The sequence below is a fragment of the Nocardioides sp. genome, assembly GCF_025964975.1.
GTDB lineage: Bacteria > Actinomycetota > Actinomycetes > Propionibacteriales > Nocardioidaceae > Nocardioides.
On sequence record NZ_JAOPXV010000137.1, the window covers coordinates 1 to 16,454 of the forward strand.

Genomic DNA, 16,454 nt, shown 5'->3' on the forward strand with positions numbered 1-16,454 from the left:
TGCGGATCCAGTAGGACAGGTTGGCTGCTGTGGCGGTCGCCGGGATGGTGACCGTCTGGGTGAGGTTCTCGGTCGACGTCGTGCCGTTGCCGCCGAGCCACGCCTTCCAGGTGCCGGTGCGTGCGGGGCGACCGGTGTTGGTGGTGATCACGCCGGTCGTACCGCCCCATGAGGTCGCACCGGACTCGAAGCCCGGGTTGGCCAGGAGGTTGCCGCCGGGGGGCGGCGGCGGGGGAGGGGTGGAGCCACAGGTCGGGTCACCGGTCTGGGCCGGCACGTTGACCGCGTCCCAAGCGTTCTTGACCGCGTTGAACTGGGCGCAGGTGCTGTCCAGGTTCTTCGCCGCCTGGAGCGTCCAGGTGCGGTACTTCAGGTAGGACGACGACGACGTCTTCATCAGCATCGCGTTGTACATGATCTTGCCGGCGTTCTGGACGCCGATCCCGCTGACGCTCGTGCTGTCGCACTTCGACGTACCGCCCATGGACAGGAGGTAGAAGAAGTGGTTTCCCGGCCCTGCGGCAGAGTGCACCTCGGTGTTGGGGATCGAGCTGGTGTAGCAAGCCGGGTCGCCAGCGGCGGCGGGGTTCGCCATGTCGCGGATCGGACCCTGGCCGACCAGGTTGACCTCTTCGCCGACGGTCCAGTCCGGGCCGTCGTAGGAGGCCGACTGGTTGTCGTAGAACTCGGTCAGGGCGCCGAACACGTCGCCCACGAACTCCTGGGTGCCGGCACCCGAGATCCCGCCGGGCGTCTTGTCGTCGACTCCGTGCCCGAACTCGTGGGCGATCACGTCGAGCTCACCGATCCACTGATTGGCCTGGTTGTGACCGATCTGGACCTGGGTGCCGTCGTAGTAGGCGTTGACGTCGTTGAGGCCGACCTTGATCGGCACCCAGCCGCCCGAGCCGTTCATCCCGTTGCGGCCCAGCCACGACGACATCATCATGCGCATCTGCTGGGCGCCGTAGAAGGCGTCGACGCAGCCCGTCTCCTTGTTGGTCGCGTTGCCGTTGCCCCATGCGTCGTCGGGTCCGCTGAAGACGACGTTGTTGGCCGAGTCTGCGCACGTCAGCGTCGGCGCCGCGGAGTCGCGCATGGAGTAGGTGCTGCCCGACAGAGTGGTGTTGAAGGTCAGGGGGTTGGGGCCGGAGTATGCCGCGCTTCCACTGCCGTGGACCACGTGCTCCTTGGTCCCGAGCACGGCGCCGTCCTGCGCGTCGACGTACACCGACTGGCGCGAGGCCTCGCCGCCGTCGACACCCGAGACGGTGGTCTCGTAGGAGAGGCGGCTGGTGGCGCCGTCCTGCCAGATGACCAGGCTGGTGGGCTCGACGCCGGCGACCGAGTCGACCTGACCGCGAGAGATCTCGACGGCCCGGTCCTGCGTCAACGTCGGGGTGGTCGAGGCAACGTCGACGGGCGCAGTCTGGGCGACCTCGGTGTTCAGGACCGCGCCGCTGGCGCCGGTCACCACGACGAAGTCACCGCCGACGACGGGCAGGCCCTTGTGCAGGCGCTCGTAGGCCACCGACACGGTGCCGTTGCCACCCTGGAGGGTCGCCGCACGGACCAGCTTGTCCTGCTCGGCCAGCTTGACCTTGCCCTCGTGCTTGGCAATCCACTGAGCGACCTTGTCGTTGGCTGCCGCCAGCGAGCTCGGCTCGTCCTGGGCAGAGGCCGGGGTCACCGAGGTCATGGGCACCGCCAACGCTGCGGCGGTCAGGGCCAGGACGGCCAGACCTGCCAGCTGTGGAGTGCTCGTCTTTGAGCGTTTCACGGGGATTCCTCTCGGTCGTGGCCGGATTGCGGCCACTGGAAGGCGCCCGCGGAGTGACGGGCGCACTGCACAAAATGGCAACTGGAGAGGCGCCGGTCTATGAAGATGGCCGTGCAGGAATATGCATTGCGTAAACCTGCGCAAACGCGGGGCGCGCAAGGGGCCAGGAGTTCAGCGCTTGATGCGGACCGTGCTGCTGCGGATCGCGGGTCCCTGGGAGCTCGTCGTCAGCACGGCGCGGTACGTGCCGCGGCGGAGATCCACCACCACGACATCGCGGTCGCCGCGGGTACGAACGCGATCGACCTTGCGCCACTTCGCGCCGACCTTGCGCTGGATCACCACGCGGTAGTCACCGTCGCTGGAGCCGGGACCGACGTGGATGCGCAGCTTCGACTTTCTCTTCACCGCGTGTGCCTCCACCGTGGGCTCGGCCGGCGCGCTCGGCGGCGGGGGAGGTTGGGAAGCCACGGCGGTGACGGTGACGACGGCGGTTGCCGGCGTGGGGTCGGTGTTGCCGTACGCGTCACTCGCGCGAACCGAGATCATGTGGTTGCCGGGGATCAACGAGACGGTGGTGCTGCCCACGCAGGCGGCCCAGGCTCCCTCGTCCCACCGGCACTGGAAGGTCGAGCTGGGTTCGCTGGCCGAGAACTCGACGCGGATCACGTCGCGGTCGGTGGCGTATCTCGGTGCCGCGGTGATCGTCGTCTGCGGCGCGGCGGTGTCGACGTAGATCGTCAGTCGGGCGTAGGCGAGCAGCTGGTCCTTGCCCGGCGTCCCCGTCGGCGGTTGCGCCTGCGTCGGCGCGGGTGTCCCGACGACGTGGAGCAGCGCGCCGCCAGGAGAGCAACCAGGGTGACCCTGGATGAACCGGCTGACGTGTCCGCAACGTGCTGGCAGTGCGTGCATGCGTTCTCCCCCGTGGTGACCGACCTGCCCCGAGCACATTCGTAGGGCCGTCGGCCGAGAAGCGGTTGCTCGCGGGATGAGGGGTCGAGATGACCAGCGACCTCGCGTTCCAGCCGTCATGGCCTGTCCTCGACAGCGGCCGCGGCCACGGCCGTGGCGACCTCGGCCGCGTGCTCGGGGTCGACGAGGCCGGACGTGATGCGGATGTGGGGCGCGCTCTCCGCGCCGGGGAAGAACGGTGTGCCGCCGGCGACCCGGATGCCGGCGGCCGCCAGGTGGAGCAGGGCCGCGCGTTCGTCGTACACCGGAAGCCAGAGGTTGATGCCGTCCGGGGTGCCCAGCTCCATCCCCTGCTCGGCAAGCCGCGCCACGAGGTCACGTTGGCGGCCGAAGTACTGTCGGCGCGCCTCGGAGACCTCGTCCATCGACCGGGCCTGGGTCAGCAGGTCGTGCAGGATCGTCTGCACCATGCGAGACGTCCACCCCGGTCCCAGCATCCGCCGCGCCACGAGCGGGTCCAGGACCTCGGCCGGCCCCCCGAGGGCCGCGATCCGGAGGTCGGGACCGTGGGACTTCGAGAAGCTGCGCACGTGCACCACGCGCTCGGGCAGGAACGTGCCCAGGGAGACGTCCGGGCTCGTGCTGATGGCACCCGAGTGGTCGTCCTCGACGATCAACGGCACCGACTGGTGCCGCCGCCGGGCCAGCACATCGGCCAGGACCTGGGCGCGCTCGGGGGACATCGAGATGCCGGTCGGGTTCTGGGCCCTGGGCTGCAGCACCAACGCGACCGGACGGGCGTCCAGGGCCGCGCGCAGGGACTCCGGACGCACGCCGGCGGCGTCCATCGCCATGGGCACGATCTCGGCGCCCAGCGACTCCACGAGGTCCAGGAACGGGGGGTAGCCCGGGGACTCGAGCGCAACGCGGTCGCCGAGCCGGACGCACTGCTCCAGCACGCGCGCGACCCCGTCCGTGGCCCCGTCGACCACCGTGATCACCTCGGCGTCATAGGGCCACGTCGCCTCGAGGACCGAACGCAGCTGGGGCAGCACGGGCTCGTCCTGGTAGACCCCGGTCCCGGCGCGGGCGGAGACCCGGCCGAAGGCGGGGCCGAGCGAGGGCAGCAGCTCGGGATCCGGGGTGCCGCGGGAGAGGTCCATCCGCAACCCGCCAAGGCTGGCGCCGACCAGGCCGCGCTGCCGGGGGCTCAACCACGGGCGGGGGGTCTCCTGCACGAAGGTGCCGGCGCGTCCCCGTGAGACGACCACCCCCGTACGCCGCAGCGCCTGCCATGCGGCGCTGACCGTGGCCGGGCTGACCCCGAGCTCCACGGCCACCTCGCGCACCGTCGGCAACCGCTCGCCCGGGGCGAGCTCGCCGGACCGGATCGCGCGGCCGAACGCACCCGCTATGCCGTGCGGAGACCGGTCGGTCAGTGCGGCGAGGTCGGGTGAGCGGCTCACGGGATCTTCCGTTCGTGCAGGTCGAGGACGTGGGAGCAAGGGCTGACGGGCCGGGGGCTCGGGCCCGAGATCTGTCCGAAAAAATTGAGCCGGGAAAACCATGGGAAATGTTCAATCAGAAGGATAACGTTCCAGGCGGCAGCGTAGCGACAATCCCGGAGGACAGCCTGATGACGACCGTGAGGGCATCGATCACCCAGACCACCTGGACCGGGGACAAGGACTCGATGCTGGACAAGCACGAGCAGTTCGCCCGGGACGCCAAGCAGGAGGGCGCCCAGATCATCTGTTTCCAGGAGCTGTTCTACGGCCCCTACTTCGGCATCACGCAGGACCAGAAGTACTACCGCTACGCGGAGCCGGCCGACGGTCCGATCGTGCAGCGCTTCGCGGCCCTGGCCAAGGAGCTGGAGATGGTGATGATCCTCCCGATCTACGAGGAGGAGCAGACCGGCGTCTACTACAACACCGCCGTCGTCGTCGACGCCGACGGCACGATCCTCGGCAAGTACCGCAAGAACCACATCCCGCAGCTGGAGAAGTTCTTCGAGAAGTTCTACTTCCGCCCGGGCAACCTCGGCTACCCCGTCTTCGACACGGCGGTGGGCAAGGTCGGGGTCTACATCTGCTACGACCGCCACTTCCCCGAGGGCTGGCGCGAGCTCGGCCTCGCCGGCGCGCAGATGGTCTTCAACCCCAACGCCACCAAGCCCGGCCTCTCCAACCGACTCTGGGACGTCGAGGGGCCGTGTGCGGCCGTGGCCAACGGCTACTTCGTGCTGCAGCCCAACCGGGTCGGCCTCGAGGACATTGAGTACGGCGACGAAGCAGTCGACTTCTACGGCACGAGCCAGATCATCGACCCGCGTGGCAACTTCGTCGGGGAGCGCGCCGCATCGGACAAGGAAGAGGTCATGGTCCGCGACATCGACCTCGACATGGTCCAGCAGATGCGCGACGACTGGCAGTTCTACCGCGACCGTCGCCCCGACTCCTACACCGCCACCGCCCGCGCCTAGGAGGGTCGCCCATGAGCACCTTGCTGATCAAGGGCGGCACGGTGGTCAGCGCCACCGGCCGCACCGCCGCCGATGTCCTCGTCGACGGCGAGCGCATCGTCGCCGTACTTCAACCCGGCTCGACGCTGCTGGGGCACGACCTCGCCGCGGGCGTCGACACGGTGATCGACGCAACCGGGAAGTACGTCATCCCCGGCGGCATCGACGCGCACACCCACATGGAGCTGCCCTTCGGCGGCACCAACGCCAGCGACACCTTCGAGTCCGGCACCATCGCAGCCGCCTGGGGCGGCACCACGTCGATCATCGACTTCGCGGTGCAGAAGTACGGCGAAGCCGTGGAGACCGGCCTGGCGGCCTGGCACGACAAGGCCGGCGGCAACTGCGCGGTGGACTACGGCTTCCACCAGATCATCGGAGGAGTCGACGAGCAGTCACTGAAGGCGATGGAGACGCTCGTCGACGAGGGAATCTCCAGCTACAAGCTGTTCATGGCCTATCCAGGGGTCTTCTACTCCGACGACGCGCAGATCCTCAAGGCGATGCAGAAGGCCGCCGAGCTGGGGCTGATGACGATGATGCATGCCGAGAACGGCCCGGCGATCGACGTCCTTGCCGAACAGCTCTATGAATCGGGCCGTACTGCTCCCTATTTTCATGGCATCGCTCGCGCCTGGCAGATGGAGGAAGAGGCGACGCACCGAGCGATCATGCTGGCCGACCTGACCGACGCCCCCCTCTACGTCGTCCACGTGAGCGCCAAGCAGGCGGTCGCGCAGCTGGCGGCGGCGCGCGACCGTGGCAAGAACGTCTTCGGCGAGACCTGCCCCCAATACCTCTACCTCTCGCTGGAGGAGCAGCTCGGCGCCGGTGGCGAGGACGGCTTCGAGGGCGCCAAGTGGGTCTGCTCGACGCCGCTGCGCTCGCGCGAGGAGGGCCACCAGGACGCCATGTGGCAGGGCCTGCGCACCAACGACCTGCAGATGGTCTCGACCGACCACTGCCCCTTCTGCATGAAGGGCCAGAAGGAGCTCGGCAAGGGCGACTTCCGGGCCATCCCCAACGGCATCGGCTCGATCGAGCACCGGATGGACCTCCTTTACCAGGGCGTGGTCACCGGCGAGCTCACCCTCGAGCGCTGGGTCGAGCTGACCTCGACGACGCCCGCCCGGATGTTCGGCCTGTACGGCACCAAGGGGGTCATCGCTCCGGGCGCGGACGCCGACATCGTCGTCTACGACCCCGCCGGCCACACCAGCATCGGCTATCCGACTCTGCCTGATGGCTCCCCTTCGGGTCGCTCCCACCACATGAACATGGACCACTCCGCCTGGGAGGGCTACGAGATCGACGGACACGTCGACGTCGTCATCTCGCGTGGTTCGGTCCTGGTCGCTGACGAAGAGTTCCACGGTCGCGCGGGCCACGGCCGCTTCCTCAAGCGCGGCCTCACGCAGTACCTCACCTGAAACGCACCCAGGCCCGTTCCAGCCCAACCCTGTCCCACGAAGGAGCTCCAGATGGACTTTGGCGTCGTCCTGCAGACCAACCCGCCCGCGTGGCGGACCGTTGGTCTGGCCAAGCAGGCCGAGGAGCACGGCTTCGACTACGTCTGGACCTTCGACTCCCACCTGCTGTGGCAGGAGCCCTACGTCATCTACTCGGCGATCCTCGGCGCGACCAACCGCATCATGGTGGGCCCGATGGTCACCAACCCGGCCACCCGCGACTGGACCGTGACCGCGTCCGTCTTCGCAACGCTCAACGAGATGTACGGCAACCGCACGGTGTGCGGCATCGGGCGCGGCGACTCCGCGGTGCGCGTGCTCAACGGCAAGCCGACCACACTCAAGGAGGTCCGCGAGGCGACCCACGTCATCCGCGAGCTCGCCAACTGCCGTGCGGTCGAGCACAACGGCACGACCCTGCAGTTCCCGTGGGCCCGGAGCTCCGAGCTGGAGGTGTGGATCGCGGCATACGGCCCGCTCGCCCTCAAGGCGGCCGGCGAGGCGGGTGACGGCTTCATCCTGCAGCTCGCCGACATCGACATCGCGACGTGGATGATCGGCGCCGTCCGGGATGCCGCCGAGAAGGCGGGCCGCGATCCCGACGCGATCACCTTCTGCGTGGCGGCGCCGATGTACGTCGGGGACGACACTCCCGAGTCCCGGGCGCACATGCTCGAGCAGTGCCGCTGGTTCGGCGGGATGGTGGGCAACCACGTCGCCGACATCGTGGCGAAATACGGGTCGGCAGACGACGGCAACGCCAATCAGATCCCGCAGGCACTCACCGACTACATCAAGGGTCGCGAGGGCTACGACTACAACGAGCACGGCCGTGCCGGCAACACGCACGCCGAGTTCGTGCCCGACGAGATCGTCGAGCGGTTCTGCATCCTGGGCACCCCCGAGGAGCACATCGAGAAGCTCAAGGCGCTCAAGGAGATCGGCGTCCACCAGTTCGCGGGCTACCTCCAGCACGACAACAAGGAGGAGACGATGCGGGTCTACGGGGAGACGATCATGCCCGAGCTGCGAGACCACGTGGTCGCGAAGGCGTGACCCGCGTGCTGGGACGTCTCCGCGCCGGCCTGCTCGGCGCGCTCGGCGTCCTGCTGGTCGCCGCGCTGTGGGACCTCTACAAGGCCTTCGGTCCCGAGCAGGGGGTGCTGGTGGGCGAGCGCACGCTGATCCTGCCCCGCGCGACCGACCTCGCGATGCCGCACACCTGGGAGATGGTGCGGCGACTCTTCGAGCCGGCGACGGGCCTGCGTGGAGCACCGACAGCCCTGGAGGCCGTGCTGGACGCGAGCGCCTTCACCCTGTCGATCGCGGCCCGGGGATGGCTGGTCGGCGTGGTGGTCGGGATCGCGCTCGCGCTGTTGATGACGCGCTTCAAGATCGCCGAGGCAGGGATGCTGCCGTGGATCGTGCTGAGCCAGACGGTCCCCCTGATCGCGATCGCTCCGCTCGTACGCCGCTGGGGGGCCCAGATCGAGTTCGGGTCCTTCACCTGGGAGAACGAGCACTCGGTGGCTCTGATCGCCGCCTACCTCGCGTTCTTCCCGGTGGCGGTGGGCGGGCTGCGAGGGCTCAAGTCGCCGGCCCGCACGCACGTCGAGCTGATGCACACCTACGGCGTCGGCTGGTGGCGCACGCTGATCACCCTGCGGCTGCCCGCCAGCGTCCCGTTCCTCCTGCCGGCGCTCCGGCTGGCAGCGGCGAGTGCAGTGATCGGTTCGGTGGTGGCGGAGGTCTCGATCGGACTGCGCGGCGGCATCGGCCGGATGGTCGTCGAATACGCCCAGTCCGCCGGTGGTGACCCGGCCAAGGCGTGGGCACCGATCTTCGGAGCGGTGGCCGTCGGTCTGGTGGCCGCGGGTGCCGTCGGCCTGCTGACTCTCGCCCTGCGTCCCTTCCACCTGACGGAGACCATCCGATGACGTCCAGCAAGCAGACGACGGGCGAGACGACCCCAGGGACGACGAGCCGGGACACGTCCGCCCAGGCGCAGGCCATCGACGTGGTCGGTGTCGACCGCGTCTTCCGGCGGCGTCGCGACGAGGTGGTCGCCCTCCAGGACGTGACCGTCTCGGTCGCGCCCGGGGAGTTCGTCTCGCTCATCGGTCCCAGCGGATGCGGCAAGAGCACCCTGCTGCGTCTCGTGGCCGACCTCGACACGCCGACCTCGGGCTCGGTCACGGTCTTCGGGAAGTCCGCGCGGCAGGCCCGCCGCGACCAGGACTACGGCATCGCCTTCCAGCAGGCCGGGCTGCTGCCGTGGCGCACGGTGGCCTCCAACATCGAGCTCCCCCTCAAGCTCCACGGCGTCGGCGCCAGTGAGCGCCGCGCGCGGTCGTGCGAGTTGCTGGAGCTCGTCGGGCTGCAGGACTTCGGGCGTCACCACCCCGACCAGCTCTCCGGCGGCATGCAGCAGCGGGTCGCGATCGCGCGAGCACTGGCCGAGAGGCCGCGGCTCCTCCTCATGGACGAGCCCTTCGGTGCCCTGGACGAGATCACCCGCGAGCGGATGCAGAACGAGCTGGTGCGCATCTGCCGCGAGACCAGCGCCGCCGTCCTCTTCGTCACGCACTCGATCCCGGAGGCGGTCTTCCTCTCCGACCGGGTCGTGGTCATGTCGCCGCGACCCGGCCGCATCGTCGAGATCGTCCCGGCAGGCGGCGGGATGGGCACCTCGCACGAGCGCACCGACGAGGTGCGCGACGCGGCCGAGTTCTTCCACACGGTGGCGACGGTGCGCGAGCACCTCCACGGCGCGCCGGTCGTCGGGGCGCGGGCGGTGGAGAACAGATGAGCGCAGCGATCTCGACGGAGGTGTCGGCCCAGGACGCCACGCAGCCACAGCCGCGCCCACCGCTGCTGAACGGCCTGCGGCTCAGCGACCTGCGGCTCAGTGCCGTCCTCGCCCCGCTGGCAGTCGGAGCCGCCTTCCTCGGCGGCTGGCAGCTGGCGGTCGACGGGCTCGGGATCGATCCCTACATCGTGCCGGCGCCGTCGGCCATCTGGGACCAGCTGGTCGCCGCGCGCTCGAACATCGTCGACGGCATGGTCGTCACCGGTCGCAACGCGCTCCTCGGGATGCTCCTCGGCGGCCTCGTCGGCGTCCTGGGCGCCGTGGTGTCGAGCATGGTCAAGGTGGTCGACCAGATGGCGGTGCCCATCGTGGCGGCACTGTCGGTCGTGCCCATCGTGGCGTTGGCGCCCGTGCTCTACACGATGTTCGGAGCCGCCGTCGACACCGGGCGCATCGTCGTGGCCGCGCTAGCAGTCTCCATCCCCGTCTACCTCAACACCCTGCGCGGGCTGCGTCAGGTCTCCGCCGTGCACCGCGAGCTGATGTGGGCGTACGCCGCGACCCCGACCCAGGTCGTCCGCACCGTGACGCTGCCGACCGCGACGCCCTACGTCTTCACCGGCCTGCGGATCGCCTCGTCGCTCGCCGTGATCTCCGCGCTGATCGCGGAGTACTTCGGCGGCCCGGTCGGCGGCCTGGGAAAGGCGATCACCTCGGCGGCCTCGAGCAGCAACTATCCGCTGGCCTGGGCCTACGTCACCGGCTCCATCGTCCTGGGGCTGGCGTTCTACGTCGTCACCCTGCTCGTCGAGCTGTGGTTCGCCCGGCACGCACCCCGCACCTGATCCATCCACCCGACCTGACCTGTCCCATCACCACCCACCCCGAGGAGAAGACATGAGAGTCACACCACGTGCCCGGACGCTGTCCGTGCTCAAGGTCGGCGCAGTCGCCCTGTCGCTGGCGCTGAGTGTCAGTGCCTGCGGCGGCGACGGGGACAGCGACTCCTCGGGCAGCGGCTCCGAGGGCTCGGGCGACGAGCTCACGCCGGTCACCCTCCAGCTGCAGTGGGTGGCGCAGGCGCAGTTTGCCGGCTACTACGCCGCCGTCGAGCAGGGCTTCTACGAGGACGAGGGACTCGACGTCACCATCGCCGAAGGCGGGCCGGACATCGTCCCGCAGGACGTGTTGGCGGCCGGCGACGTCGACTACGCGATCTCGTGGGTGCCGAAGGTCCTGGGCTCGATCGAGCAGGGTGCCGGGATCGCCGACGTCGCCCAGATCTTCGAGCGCAGCGCGACCACGCAGATCTCCTTCAAGGACAAGGGCATCGAGTCGCCCGAGGACCTGGCGGGCAAGAACGTCGGCAGCTGGGGTTTCGGCAACGAGTGGGAGCTCTTCGCCGGGATGCAGCAGGAGGGCGTCGACGTCGAGGACATCAACCTCGTCCAGCAGGCCTTCGACATGAACGCCTTCCTGGCCGGCGACATCGACGCCGCACAGGCGATGACCTACAACGAATACGCGCAGGTCCTGGAGAGCGTCAACCCGGACACGGGCGAGCTCTACCAGCCCGAGGACCTCAACGTCATCGATTGGAACGACGTCGGCACCGCCATGCTCCAGGACGCGATCTGGGCCTCCACCGAGCAGCTCGAGGACGACGAGTACGCCGAGCAGACGGTCGCCTTCATCAAGGCCTCCATCAAGGGTTGGGCCTTCGTCCGCGACGACCCCGAGGCCGGCGCCGCTGCGGTCACCGCCGCCGGTTCCCAGCTGGGAACCAGCCACCAGCTGTGGATGACCAACGAGATCAACAAGCTGATCTGGCCCTCGACCAACGGGGTCGGAATGATCGACGAGGCCGCCTGGGACCAGACGGTCGAGATCGCCATGAACACCGAGAACGAGACCGGCGCGACGATCATCAGCGAGGAGCCCCCGGAGACCGCCTACACCAACGAATACGTCGAGCAGGCGCTCGACGAGCTTCGTGACGAAGGCGTCGACGTCGACGGCGAGGACTACACGCCGATCGAGGTCACCCTCAACGAGGGCGGCAACTGACCGACCCCACCAGCCCGGGCGAGCCGACGGGCGGTCCACCCACCCGTCCGTCGGCACGCCCGGTTCCCCAGCACGTATGGCGCAAGGAGAACACCAGCAATGACACAGGCCAGCACGCAGGCAGCAGGCACCAGCGACCTCGACCGACACGTCGTCGAGCTCGACCGAGCCCACGTCTTCCACTCGTGGTCCGCCCAAGGGGCGCTGGCCCCGATGGTGGTGGCCGGGGGCCTCGGCTGCCGGGTCTGGGACCACGCCGGACGTGAGTGGCTCGACTTCTCGAGCCAGCTCGTCAATGTCAACATCGGGCACCAGCACCCGAAGATCGTCGCTGCGATCCAGGAGCAGGCCGGCCTCCTGACGACGGTGGCGCCCGCGACAGCCAACCTCGCTCGCGGGGAGGCCGCCAAGCGCATCGTGGGCCGGGCACCGGAGGGCCTGTCCAAGGTCTTCTTCACCAACGGTGGCGCTGATGCGAACGAGAACGCGATCCGGATGGCCCGGCAGTTCACCGGACGCGACAAGGTCGTCTCGACCTATCGCAGCTACCACGGCAACACCGGCTCGGCGGTGGTGGCGACCGGCGACTGGCGGCGGGTGCCCAACGAATACGCCCGCGGGCACGTCCACGTGTTCGGCCCGTTCCTCTACCGCTCGGAGTTCTGGGCCACGTCCCCCGAGGAGGAGAGCGAGCGGGCGCTGCGCCACCTCTCCCGAGTCATCGAGGCCGAGGGCCCGGCCTCGGTCGCGGCCATCCTGCTGGAGACCGTGCCCGGCACCGCCGGCGTGCTGATGCCGCCTCCGGGCTACCTCGAGGGCGTACGCGCCATCGCCGACAAGCACGGCATCATGCTGATCCTCGACGAGGTGATGGCCGGCTTCGGACGGACCGGTCACTGGTTCGCCCTTGATGCCTACGACGTCGTGCCCGACCTGATCACCTTCGCCAAGGGCTCCAACTCCGGCTACGTCCCGGCCGGAGGAGTGGTCATCAGCGACCCGATCGCTGCGCACTTCGACGACGTCGTGTTCCCGGGCGGACTCACCTACAGCGGGCACCCCCTGGCGATGGCCTCGATCATCGCCTCGATCGACGCCATGGAGGACGAAGGCATCGTGGACAACGCCGCGCGCGTCGGTCGCGACGTGCTCGGTCCGGGGCTGGGGGAGCTCGCGGACAAGCACGCGATCGTCGGGGAGGCGCGCGGCGAAGGCGTCTTCTGGGCGCTCGAGCTCGTCGCCGACCCCGACACCCGCGAACCGGTCGCCCCCGCCGTGATCGGCCGCGCGAAGGCAGCCATGCTGGAGCGGGGCCTGCTGCCCTTCGTGGTCGAGAACCGCATCCACGTGGTGCCCCCGTGCGTGGTCACCGACGACGAGGCCAACACGGCGTTGGTCATCTACGACGACGTACTCACCCTGCTCACCAAGGAGCTCTCATGAATCCCCCCACCGACACCGACAACCTGCCTGTCCTCGACCACTACGTCGACGGCGGCCTCACCTCCGGCAGCTCCGAGCGCCTGGGCGACGTGTTCGACCCGGCCCGTGGGGTCGTCCAGCGACACGTCCGGCTCGCCTCCGCTGCGGACGTCGAGGCCGCCGTGGCCGTCGCCAAGAAGGCTTTCTCCTCCTGGGGCCAGGTCTCCGTCGCCAAGCGCCAGGCGGTGATGTTCTCCTTCCGCGAGCTGCTCGCGGCCCGCCAGGGCGAGCTCGCGGAGATCCTCACCTCCGAGCACGGCAAGGTCCTCTCGGACGCGGCGGGCGAGATCGCCCGCGGTCTCGAGGTAGTGGAGTTCGCGTGCGCCCTGCCACACCTGCTCAAGGGTTCGGTCTCGGAGAACGTCTCGACCGACGTCGACGTCTTCTCCGTGAAGCAGCCGCTCGGGGTGGTGGGCGTGATCAGCCCCTTCAACTTCCCCGCCATGGTGCCGATGTGGTTCTTCCCGATCGCGATCGCGACCGGCAACTGCGTGATCCTCAAGCCCAGCGAGAAGGACCCGTCGGCGGCGAACTGGATGGCCGAGCTGATGACCGAGGCCGGCCTTCCGCCGGGTGTCTTCAACGTCGTGCACGGCGACAAGGAGGCCGTCGACGCGATCCTCACGCACCCCGACATCGCCTCGATCTCCTTCGTCGGCTCGACGCCGATCGCGCAATACGTCTACGAGACCGGCACCGCCCACGGCAAACGGGTCCAGGCCCTCGGCGGGGCGAAGAACCACATGCTCGTGCTGCCCGACGCCGACCTCGACCTGGTCGCCGACTCGGCGGTCAACGCCGGCTTCGGCTCCGCCGGTGAGCGCTGCATGGCCGTCAGTGTCGTGCTCGCCGTCGACTCCGTCGCCGATCCGCTGATCGAGAAGATCCGCGAGCGGATGTCCACCCTCAAGATCGGTGACGGCCGACGCGGGTGCGACATGGGCCCGCTGATCACCCGCGACCACCGCGACAAGGTCGCGTCGTACGTCGACGTGGCCGCCGCCGACGGTGCGACCGTGGTGGTCGACGGTCGTGGCGACGAGGTCGACGGCGAGCCCGACGGCTTCTGGATGGGCCCGACGCTGCTCGACAAGGTGCCGACGACGTCGACCGTCTACACCGACGAGATCTTCGGCCCGGTGCTCTCGGTGGTGCGCGTCTCGGGCTACCCCGAGGGGATCGAGCTGATCAACTCCGGGCCCTACGGCAACGGCAGCGCCATCTTCACCAACGACGGTGGGGCAGCTCGCCGCTTCCAGCGCGAGGTCGAGGCCGGGATGGTGGGCATCAACGTGCCGATCCCGGTGCCGGTCGCCTACCACTCCTTCGGGGGCTGGAAGGCCTCGCTCTTCGGTGACGCCAAGGCCTACGGTCCGCACGGGGTCGACTTCTTCACCCGCGAGAAGGCCGTGACCCAACGCTGGCTCGACCCGAGCCACGGCGGCCTCAACCTCGGGTTCCCGCAGCACACCTGAGCCGCCCCCGCCCGCGCCGTTGATCAACACAGTCAGGGGTCGGCGCAGGGATCCCGGCCGCAGCGGTCGCCGGATCAGGCGAGTGGCTCGTAGTCGAGCTCGAGGAAGTCGGCGACCTCGGACACCCAGCGCTTCTGCGCGAAGGCGGTGTGGACGGGGTGCTGGTTGTAGGCCTCGTTGGCAGCGGCGTCGGCAAACTCCATGGAGAAACCGAACGCGAAGTTGTTCTTGGTGCTCGTCTGGACGAGCTGTTCGAAGCGCTCGACGCCGGGAATGGTCGCCAGCTCGCGGCCCGCGGTGAGGAAGTCTCTCTCCTCGGTCGAGCCGGACGGGTGGACGAGGCGGAAGGCGACCGTGTGGCAGGTCATGGCGCCAGCCTAGGGGGCTCCACCGCGGAGCCGATCGCGTTGACCGCTTTGCGTGACGCCGGCACCTCAGCCCAGCAGTCCCCGTGCGACGAGCTCGTCGGCGACGCGCTGGCCGAAGGCCACGTGTCCGCTCTGGGTCAGGTGCAGCCGGTCGGGCAGGTAGGAGAGCGACCACGCGCTGGCGTCGATGTACGCGACGCCGTACTCCTCGCACAGGTCGGCCAGCGTGGCGTCGACGCGCCTTGCGGACGCGGCCCGTGCGGGTGCCGCCACCGGTCCGACGACGACCACCCCCTTGTCCGGCAGCGAGGTGAGCAGTGTGCGGAAACCGTCGCGGATGTCGGCATCCGACTGGTCGTGGTCGTTGAGCCCGCCTTGTACGACGACCAGGTCGGCGCCTCGCGCCGAGGCGGCGCGGGTGGCGAAAGAGCGGTTGCCACAATGGCTGGCGCCGTGGCTGAAGCCGGACCCGGAGAACCCGGCGACCCGGACCCGGCCCGGCAGCTCGCTGGGCCAGGAGCCGCCCAGGTCGTCGAGGCCGAGACCGACCGACCAGGAGTCGCCGATGACCGCCGCCGAGGGCCCGGTCGGCTCCGTGCCCGTCACGATCTGCGAGCGTGCCGCAGCGTCAGTCGCGTGGCGCGCGCACCAGGAGACCTCGGTGCCACGAGCCCGAACCGTGAGCACCGTCGCCAGCAGTACGGCGATGAGCAGCGCCGCGACTCCTGCTCTCCCCGTAGGGCGAAGGCTCACCGATCGCAACACAGGCCGAATCCTCGGGCACCGAGCCGGGGTGCGTGGTGAAATTGCCGAATTTCCCCCAGCTTGGGGAACACTGGGGACAAGACCTGCGTTGGGCCTCATGAGCAGACTTGAGTTGCAACGACTCAAGTTGTTTGTCAGACTCGCCGCAGTCGCGGCAGAATGGCGGCACCCAGACCTCCCGACATGACGCACCGACGTCATGGTCGGGCAGCAAAACAGGCGTCGTGCTGAACGGCGCTGCTTTCCAGGAGGAAACACCATGGCTCGAGCAGTCGGCATTGACCTCGGCACGACGAACTCCGTCGTCGCCGTCCTCGAAGGTGGCGAGCCCACCGTCATCGCCAACGCAGAAGGCGCGCGCACGACCCCCTCGGTGGTCGCGTTCGCCAAGTCCGGCGAGGTCCTCGTCGGTGAGGTCGCCAAGCGGCAGGCCGTCACCAACGTCGATCGCACCATCCGCTCCGTCAAGCGCCACATGGGCACGGACTGGAAGCAAAAGATCGACGACAAGGACTTCACCCCGCAGCAGATCAGCGCCTTCATCCTGCAGAAGCTCAAGCGCGACGCGGAGGCCTACCTCGGTGAGACCGTCACCGACGCGGTGATCACGGTGCCGGCGTACTTCTCCGACGCCCAGCGTCAGGCGACCAAGGAGGCCGGCGAGATCGCGGGCCTGAACGTCAGCCGCATCGTCAACGAGCCCACCGCGGCCGCCCTGGCCTACGGCCTCGACAAGGGCGACGACCAGACGATCCTGGTCTTCGACCTCGGCGGCGGCACGTTCGACGTGTCCCTGCTCGAGA

Annotated in this window: 15 protein-coding genes; 10 read left to right on the forward strand and 5 right to left on the reverse strand. The window is 69.1% G+C overall.

The features are described from left to right. The 3 genes from JWN68_RS10325 to JWN68_RS10335 all read right to left on the reverse strand — a co-directional run. A partial coding sequence (locus JWN68_RS10325; RefSeq protein WP_297738390.1) for a M4 family metallopeptidase occupies nucleotides 1-1,780 on the reverse strand: 1,780 nt, incomplete at its 3' end. Between the two features lie 171 nt (nucleotides 1,781-1,951). Beyond that, entirely contained in the window at nucleotides 1,952-2,692 is a 741-nt protein-coding gene (locus JWN68_RS10330) for a hypothetical protein (RefSeq protein ID WP_297738392.1), read from the reverse strand. 116 nt (nucleotides 2,693-2,808) lie between these two features. Next, entirely contained in the window at nucleotides 2,809-4,158 is a 1,350-nt protein-coding gene (locus JWN68_RS10335) for an aminotransferase class I/II-fold pyridoxal phosphate-dependent enzyme (protein WP_297738394.1), read from the reverse strand. Between the two features lie 167 nt (nucleotides 4,159-4,325). Here JWN68_RS10335 and JWN68_RS10340 point away from each other — a divergent pair, with 167 nt between their 5' ends. The 9 genes from JWN68_RS10340 to JWN68_RS10380 all read left to right on the forward strand — a co-directional run bounded on the left by JWN68_RS10340 (nucleotide 4,326) and on the right by JWN68_RS10380 (nucleotide 14,518). Then, nucleotides 4,326-5,177: a nitrilase-related carbon-nitrogen hydrolase gene (locus JWN68_RS10340; protein ID WP_366519788.1), complete on the forward strand. Its 852-nt coding sequence runs from the start codon at nucleotides 4,326-4,328 to the stop codon at nucleotides 5,175-5,177. An 11-nt stretch (nucleotides 5,178-5,188) separates the two neighbouring features. Next, nucleotides 5,189-6,646 carry a dihydropyrimidinase gene (hydA, locus tag JWN68_RS10345; RefSeq protein ID WP_297738398.1) on the forward strand — a complete coding sequence of 486 codons (1,458 nt, stop codon included), beginning with the start codon at nucleotides 5,189-5,191 and terminating at the stop codon, nucleotides 6,644-6,646. 51 nt (nucleotides 6,647-6,697) lie between these two features. Next, nucleotides 6,698-7,741, forward strand: a complete 1,044-nt coding sequence (locus tag JWN68_RS10350) for a TIGR03842 family LLM class F420-dependent oxidoreductase (RefSeq protein WP_297738400.1) — start codon at nucleotides 6,698-6,700, stop codon at nucleotides 7,739-7,741. A gap of 5 nt (nucleotides 7,742-7,746) precedes the next feature. After that, nucleotides 7,747-8,622 carry an ABC transporter permease subunit gene (locus JWN68_RS10355; protein WP_297738402.1) on the forward strand — a complete coding sequence of 292 codons (876 nt, stop codon included), beginning with the start codon at nucleotides 7,747-7,749 and terminating at the stop codon, nucleotides 8,620-8,622. Then, nucleotides 8,619-9,494 (forward strand): ABC transporter ATP-binding protein, encoded by an 876-nt coding sequence (locus JWN68_RS10360; RefSeq protein ID WP_297738404.1) that lies wholly within the window; start codon nucleotides 8,619-8,621, stop codon nucleotides 9,492-9,494. The genes JWN68_RS10355 and JWN68_RS10360 overlap by 4 nt, the downstream gene beginning before the upstream one ends. After that, a complete protein-coding gene (locus JWN68_RS10365) occupies nucleotides 9,491-10,339 on the forward strand; it encodes an ABC transporter permease subunit (RefSeq protein ID WP_297738406.1) in 849 nt (282 codons plus the stop codon). The genes JWN68_RS10360 and JWN68_RS10365 overlap by 4 nt, the downstream gene beginning before the upstream one ends. Nucleotides 10,340-10,391: 52 nt before the next feature. Continuing rightward, nucleotides 10,392-11,561, forward strand: coding sequence for an ABC transporter substrate-binding protein (locus JWN68_RS10370; RefSeq protein WP_297738408.1), 1,170 nt, complete (start codon nucleotides 10,392-10,394; stop codon nucleotides 11,559-11,561). A gap of 99 nt (nucleotides 11,562-11,660) precedes the next feature. Beyond that, nucleotides 11,661-13,004: an aspartate aminotransferase family protein gene (locus JWN68_RS10375; RefSeq protein WP_297738410.1), complete on the forward strand. Its 1,344-nt coding sequence runs from the start codon at nucleotides 11,661-11,663 to the stop codon at nucleotides 13,002-13,004. Further along, on the forward strand, nucleotides 13,001-14,518 hold the full coding sequence (locus JWN68_RS10380; protein WP_297738412.1) for a CoA-acylating methylmalonate-semialdehyde dehydrogenase: 1,518 nt from the start codon (nucleotides 13,001-13,003) through the stop codon (nucleotides 14,516-14,518). The genes JWN68_RS10375 and JWN68_RS10380 overlap by 4 nt, the downstream gene beginning before the upstream one ends. Before the next feature lie 74 nt (nucleotides 14,519-14,592). Here the strand turns inward: JWN68_RS10380 and JWN68_RS10385 are convergent, their stop codons facing one another. Beyond that, entirely contained in the window at nucleotides 14,593-14,886 is a 294-nt protein-coding gene (locus JWN68_RS10385; protein WP_297738414.1) for a Dabb family protein, read from the reverse strand. Nucleotides 14,887-14,952: 66 nt separating this feature from the next. Further along, nucleotides 14,953-15,639, reverse strand: a complete 687-nt coding sequence (locus JWN68_RS10390) for an SGNH/GDSL hydrolase family protein (protein ID WP_297738415.1) — start codon at nucleotides 15,637-15,639, stop codon at nucleotides 14,953-14,955. A 271-nt stretch (nucleotides 15,640-15,910) separates the two neighbouring features. On the opposite strand from JWN68_RS10390, the gene JWN68_RS10395 reads away from it, so the two are divergent. Then, nucleotides 15,911-16,454 (forward strand): Hsp70 family protein (locus tag JWN68_RS10395; protein WP_297738417.1); only part of this gene is annotated, 544 nt, incomplete at its 3' end.